At 30.2% G+C, this 17,935-nt stretch carries 17 protein-coding genes; 1 reads left to right on the top strand and 16 read right to left on the bottom strand.

From position 1 onward, the window contains the following. From HMPREF0367_RS09315 to HMPREF0367_RS09265, 10 genes are all read right to left on the bottom strand, one after another. Positions 1 to 328: mechanosensitive ion channel family protein (locus tag HMPREF0367_RS09315; protein WP_035403645.1), on the bottom strand; the 328-nt coding region annotated here is incomplete at its 3' end. 37 nt (positions 329 to 365) lie between these two features. After that, complete coding sequence (gltX, locus tag HMPREF0367_RS09310; RefSeq protein WP_035403643.1) at positions 366 to 1,838, bottom strand: glutamate--tRNA ligase; 1,473 nt, start codon at positions 1,836 to 1,838, stop codon at positions 366 to 368. Between the two features lie 418 nt (positions 1,839 to 2,256). After that, a complete protein-coding gene (locus HMPREF0367_RS09300) occupies positions 2,257 to 2,520 on the bottom strand; it encodes a type II toxin-antitoxin system prevent-host-death family antitoxin (RefSeq protein WP_229039494.1) in 264 nt (87 codons plus the stop codon). Positions 2,521 to 2,710: 190 nt separating this feature from the next. Beyond that, positions 2,711 to 3,373, bottom strand: coding sequence for a BspA family leucine-rich repeat surface protein (locus HMPREF0367_RS09295; RefSeq protein WP_169815953.1), 663 nt, complete (start codon positions 3,371 to 3,373; stop codon positions 2,711 to 2,713). A gap of 109 nt (positions 3,374 to 3,482) precedes the next feature. After that, the gene (locus tag HMPREF0367_RS09290; RefSeq protein WP_035403637.1) at positions 3,483 to 4,145 is read right to left on the bottom strand and encodes a hypothetical protein; all 663 of its coding nucleotides are present in this window, start codon (positions 4,143 to 4,145) and stop codon (positions 3,483 to 3,485) included. 80 nt (positions 4,146 to 4,225) lie between these two features. Further along, a complete protein-coding gene (locus tag HMPREF0367_RS09285; protein ID WP_035403635.1) occupies positions 4,226 to 5,332 on the bottom strand; it encodes a putative periplasmic lipoprotein in 1,107 nt (368 codons plus the stop codon). 4 nt (positions 5,333 to 5,336) lie between these two features. Then, complete coding sequence (locus HMPREF0367_RS09280) at positions 5,337 to 7,451, bottom strand: ABC-2 transporter permease (protein ID WP_169815952.1); 2,115 nt, start codon at positions 7,449 to 7,451, stop codon at positions 5,337 to 5,339. A gap of 85 nt (positions 7,452 to 7,536) precedes the next feature. Continuing rightward, on the bottom strand, positions 7,537 to 8,400 hold the full coding sequence (locus tag HMPREF0367_RS09275) for an ATP-binding cassette domain-containing protein (RefSeq protein ID WP_035403630.1): 864 nt from the start codon (positions 8,398 to 8,400) through the stop codon (positions 7,537 to 7,539). Between the two features lie 4 nt (positions 8,401 to 8,404). Continuing rightward, on the bottom strand, positions 8,405 to 9,868 hold the full coding sequence (locus tag HMPREF0367_RS09270; RefSeq protein WP_035403628.1) for a hypothetical protein: 1,464 nt from the start codon (positions 9,866 to 9,868) through the stop codon (positions 8,405 to 8,407). 55 nt (positions 9,869 to 9,923) lie between these two features. Next, a complete protein-coding gene (locus tag HMPREF0367_RS09265) occupies positions 9,924 to 10,271 on the bottom strand; it encodes a hypothetical protein (protein ID WP_035403627.1) in 348 nt (115 codons plus the stop codon). A gap of 196 nt (positions 10,272 to 10,467) precedes the next feature. Between HMPREF0367_RS09265 and HMPREF0367_RS09260 the strand changes: the two genes are divergently transcribed. Next, the gene (locus HMPREF0367_RS09260) at positions 10,468 to 11,925 is read left to right on the top strand and encodes a glycoside hydrolase domain-containing protein (protein ID WP_051335244.1); all 1,458 of its coding nucleotides are present in this window, start codon (positions 10,468 to 10,470) and stop codon (positions 11,923 to 11,925) included. A 307-nt stretch (positions 11,926 to 12,232) separates the two neighbouring features. Here HMPREF0367_RS09260 and HMPREF0367_RS09255 read toward each other — a convergent pair whose 3' ends face one another. From HMPREF0367_RS09255 to HMPREF0367_RS09230, 6 genes are all read right to left on the bottom strand, one after another. Further along, positions 12,233 to 12,745 (bottom strand): hypothetical protein, encoded by a 513-nt coding sequence (locus tag HMPREF0367_RS09255; RefSeq protein WP_035403625.1) that lies wholly within the window; start codon positions 12,743 to 12,745, stop codon positions 12,233 to 12,235. A 29-nt stretch (positions 12,746 to 12,774) separates the two neighbouring features. Next, on the bottom strand, positions 12,775 to 13,767 hold the full coding sequence (locus HMPREF0367_RS09250; protein ID WP_035403624.1) for a hypothetical protein: 993 nt from the start codon (positions 13,765 to 13,767) through the stop codon (positions 12,775 to 12,777). 138 nt (positions 13,768 to 13,905) lie between these two features. Continuing rightward, positions 13,906 to 14,580, bottom strand: coding sequence for a hypothetical protein (locus HMPREF0367_RS09245; protein ID WP_035403621.1), 675 nt, complete (start codon positions 14,578 to 14,580; stop codon positions 13,906 to 13,908). A gap of 220 nt (positions 14,581 to 14,800) precedes the next feature. Then, a complete protein-coding gene (locus tag HMPREF0367_RS09240; protein WP_035403619.1) occupies positions 14,801 to 15,169 on the bottom strand; it encodes a hypothetical protein in 369 nt (122 codons plus the stop codon). 497 nt (positions 15,170 to 15,666) lie between these two features. Beyond that, positions 15,667 to 16,365, bottom strand: coding sequence for a hypothetical protein (locus HMPREF0367_RS09235; RefSeq protein WP_035403617.1), 699 nt, complete (start codon positions 16,363 to 16,365; stop codon positions 15,667 to 15,669). Between the two features lie 530 nt (positions 16,366 to 16,895). After that, positions 16,896 to 17,603 carry a LytR/AlgR family response regulator transcription factor gene (locus tag HMPREF0367_RS09230; RefSeq protein WP_035403614.1) on the bottom strand — a complete coding sequence of 236 codons (708 nt, stop codon included), beginning with the start codon at positions 17,601 to 17,603 and terminating at the stop codon, positions 16,896 to 16,898. Between the last annotated feature and the right edge of the window lie 332 nt (positions 17,604 to 17,935).

The following is a 17,935-nucleotide window of genomic DNA, read 5'->3' as shown; positions in this document are numbered from 1 at the left end:
AATCCCCCACCATAAAAGGACGTGTAAATAAGATCTGCATCCCTCCGGCAACATTGGCCATATTGTCTTTTAATGCCAAGGAAATTCCTAAACCGGCAGCCGAGAAAGCTCCAACGATGACATTGGTATTCACACCTAATTGAGATAAGGCAATGATAATTCCTGCAATTTTTGTCAACAAAGAAACAGCAGATCCAATAAAGGTCAAAGCCCCTTTGTCGGAAGCATTTTTAGATAGTTTTATAATTCCCTTTTTTAAAACTGGTCCTAGAATAAAGCCAACCGCAACAATCAACAAAGTTGTTCCTGTGCGTATTAACCATTCCATGCCTCATACCTCCTTTTTTGAAAAAGAACCGCCAGAATTATTCTGCCGGTTCACTTAATGCTTGTTCAAGACGATCGATACCGATCTGAATACGACGTAAACTTTCTTCTTTTCCAAGAATATGTGCAATTTCAATGGCACCTCCTGGAGTAAATTGTTTACCTGTCAATGCCGTACGAACTGGCCACAATACCTGACCATTCTTCATCTCCAACTGTGCAGGTAATGCTAATAAAACATCATGTACAGCCTGTTGATCAGCCCAGTTATCAAATGTAGATAAAGCTTCATAAACAGCCTTCAAAGATTTTAGTGCAATTTCTTTTGTCGTCTTCATCTTCTTATGACGATACATCTCTAAATCATAATCAACCAATGTGTCGAAGAAATCAACGCTTTCAACGATTTGATCTAGACGATCGATTCTTGGTTGAATGATCTTGGCAACTTCTTTTAGATCGATATCTGAATGAATTCCTTCTTCCAAATATGGTCTTACCGTTTCAAAATATGTTTCTTCATCCATATTTCTTAGATACATACCATTCATCCAAGTTAATTTGTCGATATCAAAAATAGCTGGACTCTTAGAAATACGTTCGATGTTAAAGACCTTGATCAGTTCATCCATTGTATAGATTTCCTGCTCTGTTTCTGGAGCCCATCCTAATAAGGCAATGTAGTTGATGATTGCCTCTGGCAAATACCCTTTCTTTACAAGATCCTGGAAAGAGGCATCCCCATTACGCTTTGATAATTTATGATGTTCATCTTTCATAACAGGAGGTACATGTACATATGTTGGTCTTTGCCATCCATAAGCATCATAAATCAAATTATATTTAGGCGTGCTGGATAAATATTCATTTCCACGAACAACATGTGAGATCTCCATCTGATGATCATCAATGATATTGGCAAAGTTATAAGTTGGGAATCCATCAGATTTGATCAAGATCTGCTCATCCAATAAATCTCCATCAAATTCAATGTGCCCATATACCATATCGTCAAAAGAAGTTTCTCCTACTTCATTGATTGTCTGACGAATAACATAAGGTTCTTTCGCATCTAATTTTTCCTGAATTTCTTCTTTGCTTAAATGTTTACAAGGATCATTGAACTTGAAAGAAATTCCCAAGCTTTCTGCTTCTTTACGCTGTGCTTCAATTTCTTCTTCTGAACAGAAGCAGTAATGTGCGCCACCTAACTTAACCAACTCTTCGGCATACCCTTTATACATAGGAAGTCTTTCACTTTGAATGTAAGGCCCATGTTCTCCACCGATATCTGGTCCTTCATCCCAGTTTAGACCACAAGTTTTCATTGTGTCATATATAACATCAACAGCACCTTCCACTTGTCTTTCCTGGTCGGTATCTTCAATTCGAAGGATAAAATCTCCTCCATCATGTTTCGCAATCAAATATTCAAATAACGCTGTTCTCAAGTTACCGATATGCATATATCCAGTAGGACTTGGTGCAAAACGTGTACGTGTTTTTTTCATTCTTTTATTCACCCTTTCGCCCTATTATATTAACCCAACCAACCTTTTCTTTCAACACTTAATCAAGCTTCGTTTTCTTAATTTAATCCGAGTTTATTTACGTTTTTCATCAATTCATTTTATAAATACCGATTTGTATCTCTTGCTCCATAGAGAAATCTTCTGACTTCCATTACATCCCCTATAACAACATAATATATTACATAATTTCGTATATATTCGATAATATGGATAGTCCCTCTTCTTTGAAGGAAATGGTTCAAAAGCTAAAGGGTATTCTAAGCGTTCCTGTATTGCGTCTTCTATATCATTCACAAGCTTTTCTGCTGTGTCAGTATTTTTTAGTACATTTGTAATACAACTAACAGTTTGTATCAAATCCTGTTCAAACAAAGGTAAATATCGCAATTTATATTTTTCATTCTTCATGAATCACACTTCTTACTTTTTTAAACACATCATCATGACTTAATCTTTCTTTAGTTGTTGCTGCTATCCTATCTGCTTCATCTAATTTCATCTCCACATTATCGATAAGCCGAGCATATTCTTCCAAGCTCATGACAACCATGGCTCCATACCCATTTTTGGTTAAATACACAGGTTGTCCTTCATTAACAAGGTTTTCTATTTCTGGAAATTTATTTCTCAAATCTGAAACTGGTCTAATCTGTATCATCATCGCTCCTCCTTATTTATCTTAGTTTTATCATTATTTTATCACACGAACAAGAAACGATATTTTATGAAAGATGGTACTTCTATTTATAAAAGCCCAAAAACACTTTATTAATCGCATTTTTGAGCTTTTTTCAAGCCGAAATTGTTAGATATATAAGGGTTAATTATTAAGTAAATCGCATTGGTTATTCTTAATTTAATCCAAGTTCTCTTGCATTTTTAATAGCTTCTTCTAAAAATTCTTCATACCATGAATAAACCTTTTTATCTATATTTGGGTTCAGTTCGCCATAAACTGTAAACATATCACTGCAGGCAATTAAACTTGATGTATCCCAATTAGATAAATCACCAATTTTCCATGTCTTTGCATTTTCACCAGCCGCATCAAACATATAGACCATAATTCGTACATTGGAAGTATCCCAATGATCCAATCCTTTATCTAAAACAAAGGAATCGACATTCGCTCCAGCTGCTCGAAACATCCACTGCATATCCGTTACATTGGATGTGTTCCAATCCGACAACCCAGTTACCTTAAAGTTTTTTGCGTTATATCCAGCTTTAGAAAACATATATGCCATATTCTCTGTTCTAGATGTATCAATATTAGAAACATCAATATCCTCTACATTTCTCAAGCCATAAAACCAATAAGCCGCAATGGATGGCGATATCGGTGTTGCCACTTGAACAGAAGTAATATCTTCCCTTTTGTCATACCATAAAGGCTCTTTGATTCCATAACTCAAAAAATCATATCCATGTTTTTTAAAAGATGGATATTCTTTCACGATACTTCCATGATTGGATTGACTTATCCATTTGTTTAAAGATCTTTGTTCAATCATTAAAGTCCCATCCTCATACAATACAGTTGAAAAGGTGTTATATTGAACCCAAAAACCTATCATTAACACAAAAACAAATATACATATAAAAATTTTAATAAAGCTCTTTTTAGTCATTTAATTCACTCCATTTAACACAACGTATGGTCAATGCATAATATTCTTCGCCTGGATTGACTTGTATTGATTCAGGATTTTTGTATTCATCAATAGAAATAAGATTTTGATTTTCACCAACACGCATAATCATCACACATTTTTCATCTTCGTTGAAATGCGAATTAGATAAAGCATCATAGACAACTGAAATTCCATCTTTGAAATCAAGCTCTTCTTCCTGTATAGAATGAACACTTTCATCTTCTACACCATTACTTGTACTTACACACAAACCTAGTTCTTGTCCTAACAAATCCCATCCAATGATAATTTCACCTGTATCTTCTTTGATCACGGCTGTATTCATTATCATATCATTATCAACTCTTTGCCATTTTCCATCGTTTAATTTATATTCAAACAATTCAAATGTCATATCTGATTCTTTTGTCTCAAAGGTATATACTGCGTTATAACCCTGACTAAATGCATTTAAATAAATTTCTTCATTAGTGCTCAGTTCCTTCTTTAATAATTTAAATCCGATTTCTTCATCATATCTAATTTTGTTTTGATCTCTATAAGACACACGATCAATAGATTCATCATGTAAAGAGCAGCCACATAATAACAAAGCACATATAAGAACAAATACAGATGGATTTCTTTTCATACAAGTTTTTCCTCCTATTTTGTGACAGATTTAAAATTATGAAATGTCATGATACACAAAGATACTATTAAAATTAATAGTCACGTAACAATTTCAACAAATGGAATAAACTCTAAATCGTCTGAAAACATTCCAATAATATTATTCTTTGTTCCAATATATCCATCATTGAATTTTGTATCCAAATCAATCCAATCACTGGATTTTTCTAAAATGTATTCTTCGTTTCCAACATCAAAAATATAAGTATAAGTTTCTTGATCAGAAATATACCGAAGATTCACTAAACCGCCTTTTGTCGATAAATACAAAGTTCCTTCTTGTTCAGGAAGTTCTGCTTCGTTTTTCTTTTCATGAGTTAAGATATCATAAGAAATTATTTTATTGTTTTCTTCATCTGCATAATACAAATGTCCTTGATAAAGTGTAGAACGATCAGTTGGACAGTTTTCATCTACAAGTTCTTTATTCTGTGTCTTTAAATCGAATGAATATACAGGCTTTTTCATCGTTGTCATATCACAATCAATAAAGTAAATCAAATCATCCTTTGCTCCCAAAAATAGATTCATTCTATTTTCCTGTAAATCTTGATTTACAATATTCGTGATCTGTTTTGTATCTAAATCGTACATCTCTAAAACACCTACTGTTGAAGTCGAACCACCCATACTAGTAACAGAAAGAGTATTATATGAATAGATAATCTTGTCTTTATAAATATAAGCATAGTTTGGAATCTGTATACCGCCTTTTCTTTCAAATAATTTCTCTATATTCTCTCCATCCATGCCACAACGTGCTATAAAGAAGCCGACATTATCAAATCCATTATCCCCGCTCATTTCATAAATCAAATATAAATAATCTTTATAGGCTGCCACAGTAAACAAGGTTCCATTTTCAAAATGTGCCATCTGATATGCCTGACAATCTTTGCTATTATGATGACAATTTGAACGAGTACAGAAAGGGTATGTTTTTTGATTTTGAAAATCAAAGAAATCGAGTCGATAATCATCTGTGTCTGCACCTGTTGTGTTATTTACAAAAACACCATCTTCCGTTAAACCATAATAAAATAAAACAGGTGCTTTCTCATCTATAGACACATTAGTATTCACTTGTGAAGAACCACAGGCACAAAGGACAAACAATGCACATATGACAAATATCAATCGTTTCATGTTATCATCCCCTTCTCTTTTTAAAAACAAAATAAACAGAAGTGCTTATCATAATCAAAAGAAATAAAATATGAGCAATAGTCCAATATGCTGGATGGTATAGTTCATAAATTAATGTAAAAGCAGAAAACCTGGTTGAATAAAAAATTAATACCGGTAAAGTAAATATAATTTCAAATATCAAAATACTTTCTGTTCGCTTATTGATCCACTCACATATGCGAGTAAGATTTAGAACCGTAAACATATACAAGAAAATTTTAGTCAAGAAACTTATGACAAAATACGCGCCAATCGAGATAGAAACAGGAAAATCTGCATACATTTCCAATGCATTAATTGATTGTGCCCATTCTAGATTCGGATAATTAACATTTATATAGACTAGATCCAACAATGTAAATAATCCAATGAGCAAAAGAACTCCCACCACATTCACAAAATATTTAATTTTTCGTTGGTTATTCAACGTTGTTTTTTGCAAATCAATCATCTTCGATTCTTTATCTTTATTATGAAGTGATGGTGTCATATACCCCACAAAAAACAATATAAATAAAACCTGTAAAATAGAAGCATTGGTATCGTAATACAAGAATCGATATTGATCTTCTTTTAAGATTGGTAAACTTGAATTATCTTGTTTTCGAGACTCATAAACTGCCTTATATTTTTCAAAAACCGACTGTGTTGACAATAGCGTTGAATAATACGTCTGTTCTGTTATATCTTGTACAATCGATAATTCTTGATTCCACTCATCATATTGCTGTTGCTGCAAAAGAATTTTTTTATCTGCTTTTTTATTAACTGTTGCCCCAATCTCATCTACAAACTGATTAAAAACTTTATCTTCCCATGTAGACATATTATTTTGATTATTTAAACAAAAACCATATATAACGCCTAAAACAACAACTAAAAGTATTCCCTTCTCTTTGATCCAATATTTGATCATTTCAAAATAGACTAGTGAATGTACTTGCCTCGATGATATGAAATTCATTCTTTTCTCTATCATTTTTGCTTCATAGCTGAATCCAGAAAAACTTACAAAGATAATCATGGATATCGCTAAATAGAAGATAAACAGAACTTTATTTTGTATTAAAAGATTGAAAAGAGAAATAAACTCCACATTAGCCAACAGTTGAAGCGGCATCAAATAAGACCAAATATTCAAATAATGCAGCAATGAGTATTTACTTAAAGGTGAAACGTATTCAAACGACATGAATTCAATACTTATAAAAATTACTATGAGAGCGATTGCCAAAGGCATTAGTTTCAAATGGGCGCACAAAACAAAAGCTAAAGCGCTGCAGGCACACAAGGAAATAATAACCATTACCAAATATAAAACCAAAAATGTAAAAACATTTATAGAATAAGGACATCCTTGTGCAAAGCTCAAAGATTGCACCGGTACAGATAAATCAATATGCCCAAAATAGATACTTGAGAACAAGAAGGCAAACACAAATTGAAGAACATAAAATAATATGGTCAAAAATGAAAGAGCTGTGTACTTGGAAAAATAAAGTTTCCTTTTTCCATTAATCGTTGAAGCTGCATAAATTAATTGATGCTCTTCTCTTTCAACAAATATGCAATTCATCAATAAATATAGTAAAAATAAAAATGTCGAAAGAATTATGATTGGCGATTTTAATAAAGACTCTAATCCTAAAGAAGGCTGAACTGTTAAACTTTTTGCTATAGTTAAATTTTCATATGCTTCATATGTTTTTCTTGCCCTTTGTCCAGCAGTTTCACTTTTTAAAAAACTAGGAAGCTGTTCATAATCTTTATATTGATCTTCAATCTGTTTTTTAAAATCATCATAGGTCAAAACTGTGGAAACTTCTTTTTGTAGTTGTTTTAAAGTTGAGAGTTGATATTGGATCGTATCGTATGAGATTCCTGATTCTAGTTTTTCATTTTGTTCTAAGATCCAATCGATTCCATATTTGTTACTTAATTCTTCAATGTGATTAGGATTTAAATAATATTCATATTTATCAATTTCCTCTTGAATCATATTTAAATCTATAGTTCCTTCTTTAATCTGCTCATGTGTAAGACGATAGGTTGATAGATCCATTTCAGTTTGCATCATCGAGATACAAAGAAAAGTTGTAGACAATAGAAAAAGGAGAAGAATGGTTAATGTTTTTTTCGTATTCGCAAAAAACTTTTTGATTTCATTTCTTACCATACGCATCACCGCAATAATACAAATAAACTTCCTCTAAATCTGGATATACTGTCATTCCTTCATGGCTTTCTTTTGCTATATAACGAATCATCAACTCATCTTTGATATAAGATAAATTGCTAATCTTATATTTGTCTTCATAATCTTCTAGTTCATTTCGTTCAATTTTCTTTGTATAAACACTACCGTAAATTGAATCGGTCAAAGATCGTATTGAACCAGATTTTATACAGCGTCCACCTTTTATGAGTAATATTTGATCAGCAATAACATCAATATCACTGACCACATGAGTAGCAATCAACACAATTTTTTGATGACCGACTTTCGCAATCAAATTTCTTAATTCAATTCTCTTCTGTGGATCCAATCCAGCTGTAGGTTCATCAAGAACAAGAATATCCGGATCACCTAATAAAGCCTGTGCAAACATAGCTCTTTGTTTCATACCACCCGAAAATGTTGATAACTTATCATCTAAATTTTCATACAAATCAACATTTTTTGAAACACGAATGATTTGTTCCTGTATTTCATTTTTCATTATCCCTTTTAATGCTGAAATATAATTTAGATTCTCTCTAAGAGTAAAATCATCATACAAACAAAAATGTTGCGGCATATATCCAATATGTTTTAAAAAAGATGAATCAACTTCTTTCTCATTAAACAAGATGGAACCTGATGTTTTATCTAGTATTTGAACAATAATTTTCATCAATGTAGACTTACCAGCACCATTTGGACCTAAGAGCCCATGTATTCCAGGTACAAAAGCATAATTAAAATCTTGCAGGACCAATCGATCTTTAACATAGGCTTTATTTAAATTACGAATCTCAAGCTTCATAAAATCACTCTTTCATATATTCATCTAATTCTTTTTGTATACGCTCTATTTCTTTATCCATGCCCATGTCTTTTAGTTTCTGGCTCAACTCTTTTATATACTCCAAATTATTTCCATCCGAATAAACCTGTGATCCTTCTAATCCTGCGATATAATCTACCAGTTCCATTGATTCTTCAGTATAGGTTGGTTTAAACCCATCAATTTTTCTTGGAGCATAGGCTTTAACTTCCTCTTCTAGAGCCCTGGTTACATCAGTCGAAATCATAGAAGTCTGGGTTGCCTTTTCTGTATTTACCATTGCGTTGATCCCACCATATTGATTTGGCATTAATAAATCATCTCTTAAAGGATATACAAGACCATCTTTAATTTCATAGTCTTTTCCTTTTAAACCATATGTAAACAAATCACAAAAATCAGAATCCGTATTCAATAAATACAAAAATGTTAAACTATCTTCCACATTGTCTGATGTCTTTAAAATTCCATACCCTGTATTAGTATTATAGGATCCATATGATTTTTCTTCTAAAGGAATAAACACTCGATTTGGATACTTTATAGATGTACAATCATCAAAAGCAATCATAATTTCTTTTTTGGCACCATCTTCTGTAAGTGTGCTTCTTGAAAGTTCTGTCATCCCGTCTTCAATCAATTTTGTCTTGATGATATAAAAATCTTGATAAATCTTTTCATCCATTAGATTAACAACCTTATAGTCACTATTCTCTTCTTTTATATAAATCGTACTATCAAATAAAGGAGCAAATACAGGATCATACACATCATGGACAAACGCACTAAAATGAGTACCTGAAAAGAATGGAATATATGCTTGATTTGTAACTTGATCTCCTGCCTTTACAATGTTTACAAAGTTATCAAAATCATTAAAATATCCCTTATCATTCAATGTAAATAAATGGGCAATTTCTTTAGGAACAAACATTCCTTTTTGTGACAAACAATATTGATTTGCCGGTATATAAAAATTTTGTCCTTTATAGCATTCTATATTCCATACCATTTCAGGTAATGTATCTAGAAGTTGTTTCTTCATCTCATCTTTCATAACTTCATTTAAATCAATCATCATATCCACATTTTTAAATTGATTTTTGACAATATCGGCTGATTCATCATGATAAGATGAAAGATTCATATCCTCTAAAAAGCTTTTAGTATAAGAATCTGACAAATTGTTGCTAGGACTTTGAATCTTGAAAACAACATGAAAATCGTATCCCTTCTCTTCTAATAGCTTATTACATTCTTCTGTATAATCATTAATAATCTCTTGTGGTTGACTGGAATTTAAATCCAAGGATTCTCTATCATACCAATTTGCATCCTCATAAAAATTCATGTAAAAAGTGATTTCATTATCTGAATTATTAGAACATCCAGAAAACAAACACACTATTATAGATATTATTATCAACGATTTGATTTTGGTACTCATAAAATTCACCTCCAAAAGTATAGACTGAGTCCTCAAGAACCCAGCCTATACTTTACTAAGAATTATATGTTCTAGTATTGAGATAACTTCCTCCTGCATAATATGCACAATTTGCACTAAGGCGACCTCCAGGATACCCAGAAACTACCAATTGTCCTGTATAAATTTCCTTATTTAAGCTGTAAGTTCCAGCATTTCCTTTGACATACCCAACAGTTCGCTTTGTTGTCACTGGTGAGCCTCCATATTCACTGATTCTTGCTACAACTCCAGCTACTCCAGCTGATGTAGAAGGTTCTAAAGTGGTGGTAAAACTATTAGCATGAACACCTAAGCCGGAAATACCAAACAAAATAAATGCAGAGCATAAACATCCTATAATTTTACTTTTATTCTTTTTCATAAATTCATCACCTACTTTCTGTTTATTATGATTTTGCAAAATCTATTTATGTATAAGCTTATCTTCATTTACATAATATAAATAAATAAGAATGTATTCAATATTTATTGTGCAAGATGACTGATTTTTGATTAAAATGTCTTAGTTATTCAATGGAATCAATCAAAGAAAATTTAATGGAATTTTTGATTCTAATATGAGTTATAATGTTTTACAATTCCAAGATAAATACGGACTTACTGGTATGATTAATGATGATTCAGGAGTTATCGGAGTGTCTACAATGAAATCATTATTAACCAGTAAAGAAGATACTGGACGTTTAGCATTGGCATATGATTGCTCAACCGTATTGAATGCAAAACAAGCTAGCGATTTATATAATTCAGGTTACAGATACATCGGTAGATATTTAACTGGAACTGCAGGAGTAGGAGCAGAAGAAAGATCAAAAGCACTAACAATTTCTGAGATTAAAGCTATCCAAAACGCAGGATTGTCTATTTTCCCAATCTATCAAGATGGAGGATACTATTCTGAATATTTCGGAAAAACGCTTCAAGGAAGTTATGATGCAGTAACAGCAATTCAGCGAGCCAAACGATTAGGATTTACGAACGGAACTACAATTTATTTTGCGGTCGATTTTGACTGTCTAGAGTATGAGACAGATGGTTTAATTATTCCTTATTTCAGACAGATTAATACTGTATTTAATCAATCTGGAATTAATGGCAAACATTATAAAGTTGGTATCTATGCACCAAGATACGTTTGTACTAAAGTATATGAAGCTGGTTTAGCCGAATATTCATTTGTAGCAGACATGTCTACTGGTTTTAGTGGGAATCTAGGATACGCTATTCCGGAGAATTGGGCTTTTGATCAATTTTTTGAGTTTACTTTTTCATCTTCACCATCATTTGATTTAGATAAAGTTGGTTTTTCTGGAAGAGATTCAGGATGTCGTCTGTGTGAAAATCAACCTGATTTTTCAGATGATGAATTATTGCAGGAAGCAAGAGAAAAGTATGTTAAGAATATAGCTAAAGCTACAGGATATTTAGATAAAATTGTAGGAACTGAGTTAAGTTTTGATAACGCAGAATATAATCTAGGTACAATTGCAGGTAGTGGAGTTTCGATGTCAACAAAATTGAAGCTTTCTACAAGTTTAAATCAACATCCAAATAGTCCTTATAGTATCAATATTAGTTGGGAGGGTGATGATTTAAGTCCAACATGTAAATCTCAAATAGAAGCTGTTTCTGCAATGTATGAGAGTGATGTTGAATTAAGTTCACTTATCACTACAACGCTTGCAGAAATGGCAATTGGAGCAAAAGTTGGGACAATTTCATTCTTAGCAACTCCTATTTCAAGCACAGTGTTAAGAATCAATATTATCTGTGAAACGGATAGTCTAATGGATTTCGCTGGAGTTGTTGGAAATGTTTCATGCGAATTTGAATCTATTATTACAATTAATACATCAGAGTATGGAAAAGAATTCAATCTTGAAACGCTTTCTGTCGCATTAATTGTTGCTGCATGTGCCTGCCTATTATTTGCTGCAGCAAGTGGAAGTGGAACTGGTATTATAGTATCTCTTTTAGAAGCACTTTCCGGAGTTTTAATGCCGGCAGGAGTATAATTTAAAATAGTTGAATAAACTTATTAAATATATGTAAAAAACTTCTAAATTAGAATTGAGAATGAATGAAAAAATAAATGAAAAAGTTTGAATTTATAAATCAACAAAATTTATTTTTTGGATAATATATTAATTCTCAACGCAATGCTTTCTGGAGCTAATTACAGAGCCTCACTGATAAAATTTAAAGAGGGATAGACTTTTAAATAAGTTGAAAGCCTATCCTTTTTATCTATTATTAATATAAATTGTCCTAAGTTTAAAGTTTTAAAAAATTGATAAAACCATAGTAAAGCATGAACTTCAACTAACTTTTATTTGGTATATTCTTGTTTTGTAAGAGTATTAATAAATTTTTCGCTTTTTCAGAATTTGGATCAATAACAACCATCACAAACATTTTATTTTTGAATAAAATTATAATTTGATTTTTTAATTTCTTATATCCTAAAACATCTTCGTAATGAAAACATTTTTTTGAATAATCAATAATAAGAGTAAATTGACTATCCTCAAATGTTATTTTATAAGGAATTTGATTTTTTTTATATAACAATTGATATCTATTCCACGATACAGAGAAACTTTTTTTCTTAGCGTAACAAGCGAGGAGATTCACAAAGATAACACTCATACCCCCGAGAAATAGCAATATATATCCAAAAATTTTATACTCTTTCAACATAGGAGTAAGGCAAAGCATGATAACAATAAGAAAAAGGCAAAAATAATTTCTTTTTTTTAAATTAGGAAAAATCCCTCCTTCATAATATACTTCTTTTAATATATCTTTAGTAATAATTCCTTCAATTTCAATCATGTTAGACCTCTTTTCTTTAGAAAATTTTTCTACCACATTTCTATTGGTTTAATATCCGAACTAAGTTGGTTTACACTATTCGGGAAATTGTTATGTATTTCCTGGTTCAATGCTTCATCTGTAATATCGATTGGATAAAGATAAATCATATTTTCAGATATATATGCTGTATATTCCTTTTCATAATCATAAACTGGAATCAGATCATAACAATTCTCAATACTTCTAGGTTGAAGAGTGACATTAACTTGAGATCCATACATTTTTTGCTCAGCTACATATGTACCAAGAATACCTGTGTTTCCATTTTTATCTAATTCTAAAAATGTTTGGATTTGATATCCTTTCGCATTGATATCAGCATTACTGAAATACTGTATTGCATTTAATGATTCATTGTAATTTGTATTTCCATCAAACTGTACATCTTTGAACAATTCAGGAAGATTTACAAAATCTGTCTTTGAGTAATCTAGATCAAACTTCTCTTCAAATTCTTGAATCAAAGTTCTTTCTCTTTCCATCATTTCTTTTAAAAACGGTGTATCATCAAAAATAACCGAACCGTCATTTTGAACTGTTATATTTCCTGAAGCTGTGATTGTGTCAAAATATAAAGGCCCATGATAGATAACATTCATATAGTCTACAGAATATTTTTTATAGTCTGAATCAGTAGATGTAATAGTCATTTTTTCATTATTAATGGTGTAGTCATCTTCAGTGCTCTGCAGATCATAAATATAAGAAATTCCATTTTCACTAAAACTGTAAGAAACGGTTGCATTTTCTTCTATATTTTGAATAAATATTTCCGGATGATCTTTTACATTTTCTTCTACCGTTATATGCCACTTTCCATCTTCATGATCTTTATAATCTAAAGCTTGCGCCGTTAGATTCCAAAAATCTTCACGTACTTGATTCGAAACTTGATTCAAGAAAAAATATAGAGCTAATAACAATACTCCCAGTATCAACAACAGCACTACAATTACTTTCTTTTTAAATGTTTTCTTCATTTTAAACTGGTCTCCATATTCTCATATATATAAATAATAATTGGCTTGTACTATTAATAATCTAATATAGTCAAATAATTATTATCAGAATTAATTTAATCAACGTTGCAATAGAAAAATTTATTTGCGGATTTAAAACTACTCAAAGAAAGTAAATGTAAGCATATAATAAGCTTCTTTTTTACCTAGATCTAATTTCTCTGGATTATAAAAGTCTTCTGTATTCGCAAATAGGGAATCGTCTGAACTTTTCCAATAAATATTGGAGATTACCGGGAATTCCACACCATCTTCTACACTAACTTTATCTGTTGTTGCATAATGAGATGTTACCCCATGAATTCCAAACGATGGTTCTATCGTTTCAAAAGGTCTGCCACCACTTATTAATGAATAGCCTTGTTCAGCATTTACATTTTTATAAAGTATCGTTGCTTCGAGTAAACTATCCTTTACAAGGAACCAGAATGTATCGCCGCTGAGTTCTAGATCAAACTCTTGAAGATTTTTCCATGATTGATTGTCCAACTGGTATATTTTACAAGTTAGTTTACTATAGTTTTTATCAAACGAAACTTCAAATGGTGAATAAGATGGAACACTTATCGCATTAAGATAGAATTCTTCTTTATCTGTAGTTTCTGATCGATGAAATACATTTTTATCAGTTTTCTCAGGTACAGAATCTGAAGTCGATCCATTGGATACAGTAGACGTGTTATTCATTGCAGCTTGACTTGGACTTTGATTGCTGCATCCAAATAAGCTAATACACATAAAACCTACTAAGAGCACTTTGATTGATTTTTTCATATTAAGCTCCTATCTAGTGCTGTTTTAAGCACAAAATTAAACCAATTTTAAAATTATGGTCAGACACGCATTTTATTAAGTAATGCAAAAAGAAGATATCTAAAATTTTGATTCTTATATACGTGAATGTAAATCCTGTTATGCATTTTCTTGTAGATTGGGCAATACAAACAGTATTAAAGTTTCTTCAATACGGTAATATATAATCAAAAAGGTGGAATTAATAATATCCACCATGACGAGGTTCTACTGCATTTTCATTATCGGTGAGCTCTTTAAGTATATTTTCTTTTGCTTCAGCAACAGTAATAGAATTAGGATTCGTTTTACTATTATACGATTCATACACAATGTCATAATCCTGTGTTAATTCGTTAAAACTTGTTGCATCAACAAGTTCAACTTCACCAATCAGATATCCTCCATTTGGCAATTCTAAAACTTTTTCATCTTCAGAATAACCAGCAAATAAATCATATTGCGCTTCAAACGCTGAATCATATTGTGTTTCAGATGCTAAAGCTGTAGATAATGAAGATAATATCATTCCACCTAGTAAAACAGATAAACATAATAATCTTTTCTTCATTATATTCGTCCTTTCTATTGAATGAGGTTTTTCTTAATTCCAACACTTGATTATCTTTTTAAATTCTTATAATTCCTGAAATGCTTTTTGAACCCATCTAAATTATATATTGCCTTTATAGAATGAAACAATTAATTATGTTTATCAGGGCAAAAAAATGCTTAAAAGGTTAAAAATGAAGAGTTCGTTTGATATATAGGTAAATTAGATATAAAACAACATTTCATTTTAGAGTCGAAAAATTAATCGATCATTAACTTAGAGCATATTATCTAAAGTATTAAAGCAATTTTCTTAGTTTCATTTTGTTTATCGCATACCATACGCTTTGATGAAAAAGAATAGTTTAGATATGCACTAGAATAGCATCTTCTTGTGTGAAAAAGGTAATTCATATTATATACTTTTGTGTAAAAATCGTATCTAAATCGTTTACCAAGAACATTTTTTATAAAACTAAATCATATGAAGCAATTTCTTTATCTTTCAAACTTAGGTTAAAATTCATTACTTGCATTATTAAGACTAAATATTACTTCTATAGTTTGATTTGATTCGTCAAATTTAACATTAGATATAGAACTTATTCTTTTATCAATTTCATCCGTTATAGTTTTTACTTTTGAAAGAATTTCAATAGAATCATTTGAGAAAATAAATTGGATTATCATAGATTTTTCTTTCATAAATGACTTAACAATAATATATCTTCTATGGTTAAAGTTTTTACATGAATTGATTGCTGCAGAAATCATTTCATTGAACAAATATACTTGTTGATTAGAAGATAAGCATTTTAAGTCTCCGTCTAATAATGTTGTGGTTACATATATATCATTCTCAGTTAATTCTTGCTGCTTTTCATTTAAAACAATAGACAATGATAAAGAATTACTATAAATTGTATTGAATTTTTTATAAGTTTCATCTGATAGGATATATATTTCTTCTTCTAATTCTTTATATTTTTTGTTATTTATTAAAACTGTTAAATTTGTGCAGGTTTTTAGCAAGTCGTGAAGAAAATTAAAATTTGTATTATACTGATTCAAAAGGTATTGATATCTTGATTCAAGAAGTTCTTGATTTAATTTTGAAATTTCTAAATTTTTTTTCAAATTTGAGACTTTAATGACATAGTATTGTATTAAACAAATCAAGAAAATCACTGGCAAACAGAACAAAAAAATATTCAAAAGAATATGATCTCCTATAAATAATGTATTGTAATCTCCAAAATAAAATAAAAACACTAGCACGATGAGGAGAGGTATAAAAAGAAAATAAAACCTTTTCGATAAATTAGATTCGATTGATTTGTAAGCATAATTTATTACGGCCGCTGATGTATAATATATTACTTGAGACAAAGTAATTATCATTAACATCAGTATTAAAGGGTTTTCTATCCATTGATCTATCCGAAAATTCTGTATTAAAAATACAGACAATGGTTCCCCAATCCCAATAATCAAGTAATATAACAAGAAAAATAAAGTCTTTTTCTTCCAATCATCATAAAACACAATTAATACTTCAATATACAGTAAAAAGAACATTAATAGTTTATTTAATGGATTTAAACCGTTTTGATTAAAAATTAGAACTATAAAACAAGAAACAAAAAATGTTAAACAAATAAACCATTTATCATTATTCCTTAATGATAAATATTTACATAAAAAATATATAAGGAAAATTATGTTTAAGATTGTAGCAACATAAATCATAGACTTTTGTGTAAATGAATAAAATATTCATTAGTGAATTCTTTTTTATATTTTTTTGAAAGTGGATTTTTTTCTCCATTAGAAATAAAAATATCTTTCCAATCTTTTGAAAAACCTGTTACATAATCTAAATTAACATAAAAAGATTTATAAGATTGACAGAATGTATATCCTTCCATTTTCTCCATCCAATATTTTAGGGTACATTTAGTATGAATTTTATTTCCGTTAGTAAAGTTTAAAACAGAATGCCTATCCAGGAATTCAATATATAAAATATCTTTATAATAAATTCTTTTACGAGATAATTTTTCATCATAAAATCCAGAAAGTCTATCTTTATATCTAAATAAGAGCTTATCCATTTCTTCTTCAAAAATTTCTTTTTCAATAGGTTTCAAAAAATACCTCTGTGCTTCTATTGTATATCCTTCTATCAAATATTTTTGATAATTAGAAGTTATAACAATTATAGAATCACGATTCTTTTCTCTGAATCTTCTTGCAAAATCAATTCCATTTGTATTCTCCAACTGAATATCTAGGAAAATAAAATCATATTCTTCATAATAATCAGATGATTCATAATTATTTAATATATTAATTTCAATATCGATTTTATTTTTTTTAAAATAAGATTGTAAATACTCTATTAAAATTTTTCTATCTTTTAAATCATCTTCACAAATTAATATTTTAATCATTTTTCCTCCTTTTAATAATTATACACTCCAGCCGTTGTTTTTGACTACATCGCAAATTCAAAAATCTATGTTATTGGAACAAGCAATATTTCCCTAACAAAAGAATTGCTAAGGAGCATAACAATAAAAAAAAAATATATATTTGAATAAATAATATTTCTCTTCATTTACTAATACTTTATTTTTATGATCCATGACCCACACTTTACAAATAAGCAACATACTTATAATATACAGCTAATATCCAGGATTACCGAAATATACAAAAAAACGCCATTCCTTTGAATGACGTTATGTTTATATTGGCTGGGGTACCTGGATTCGAACCAGGG

The organism is Faecalitalea cylindroides ATCC 27803, from assembly GCF_000469305.1.
Taxonomy (GTDB): Bacteria; Bacillota_I; Bacilli_A; order Erysipelotrichales; family Erysipelotrichaceae; genus Faecalitalea; species Faecalitalea cylindroides.
Note: the sequence above shows the minus strand (reverse complement) of the source record. Positions and strands in the feature narration are given on the sequence as shown.

What these genes read in the sequence shown, in the direction of transcription:
- HMPREF0367_RS09240 (WP_035403619.1), bottom strand. Translation starts at nt 15,169, where the DNA reads ATGAAGAAAAGATTATTATGTTTATCTGTTTTACTAGGTGGAATGATA.
- HMPREF0367_RS09265 (WP_035403627.1), bottom strand. Translation starts at nt 10,271, where the DNA reads ATGAAAAAGAATAAAAGTAAAATTATAGGATGTTTATGCTCTGCATTT.
- HMPREF0367_RS09230 (WP_035403614.1), bottom strand. Translation starts at nt 17,603, where the DNA reads ATGATTAAAATATTAATTTGTGAAGATGATTTAAAAGATAGAAAAATT.
- HMPREF0367_RS09295 (WP_169815953.1), bottom strand. Translation starts at nt 3,373, where the DNA reads ATGATTGAACAAAGATCTTTAAACAAATGGATAAGTCAATCCAATCAT.
- HMPREF0367_RS09250 (WP_035403624.1), bottom strand. Translation starts at nt 13,767, where the DNA reads ATGAAGAAAACATTTAAAAAGAAAGTAATTGTAGTGCTGTTGTTGATA.
- HMPREF0367_RS09275 (WP_035403630.1), bottom strand. Translation starts at nt 8,400, where the DNA reads ATGAAGCTTGAGATTCGTAATTTAAATAAAGCCTATGTTAAAGATCGA.
- HMPREF0367_RS09270 (WP_035403628.1), bottom strand. Translation starts at nt 9,868, where the DNA reads ATGAGTACCAAAATCAAATCGTTGATAATAATATCTATAATAGTGTGT.
- HMPREF0367_RS09290 (WP_035403637.1), bottom strand. Translation starts at nt 4,145, where the DNA reads ATGAAAAGAAATCCATCTGTATTTGTTCTTATATGTGCTTTGTTATTA.
- HMPREF0367_RS09285 (WP_035403635.1), bottom strand. Translation starts at nt 5,332, where the DNA reads ATGAAACGATTGATATTTGTCATATGTGCATTGTTTGTCCTTTGTGCC.
- gltX (WP_035403643.1), bottom strand. Translation starts at nt 1,838, where the DNA reads ATGAAAAAAACACGTACACGTTTTGCACCAAGTCCTACTGGATATATG.
- HMPREF0367_RS09300 (WP_229039494.1), bottom strand. Translation starts at nt 2,520, where the DNA reads ATGATGATACAGATTAGACCAGTTTCAGATTTGAGAAATAAATTTCCA.
- HMPREF0367_RS09255 (WP_035403625.1), bottom strand. Translation starts at nt 12,745, where the DNA reads ATGATTGAAATTGAAGGAATTATTACTAAAGATATATTAAAAGAAGTA.
- HMPREF0367_RS09260 (WP_051335244.1), top strand. Translation starts at nt 10,468, where the DNA reads ATGAGTTATAATGTTTTACAATTCCAAGATAAATACGGACTTACTGGT.
- HMPREF0367_RS09245 (WP_035403621.1), bottom strand. Translation starts at nt 14,580, where the DNA reads ATGAAAAAATCAATCAAAGTGCTCTTAGTAGGTTTTATGTGTATTAGC.
- HMPREF0367_RS09280 (WP_169815952.1), bottom strand. Translation starts at nt 7,451, where the DNA reads ATGATGCAAACTGAAATGGATCTATCAACCTATCGTCTTACACATGAG.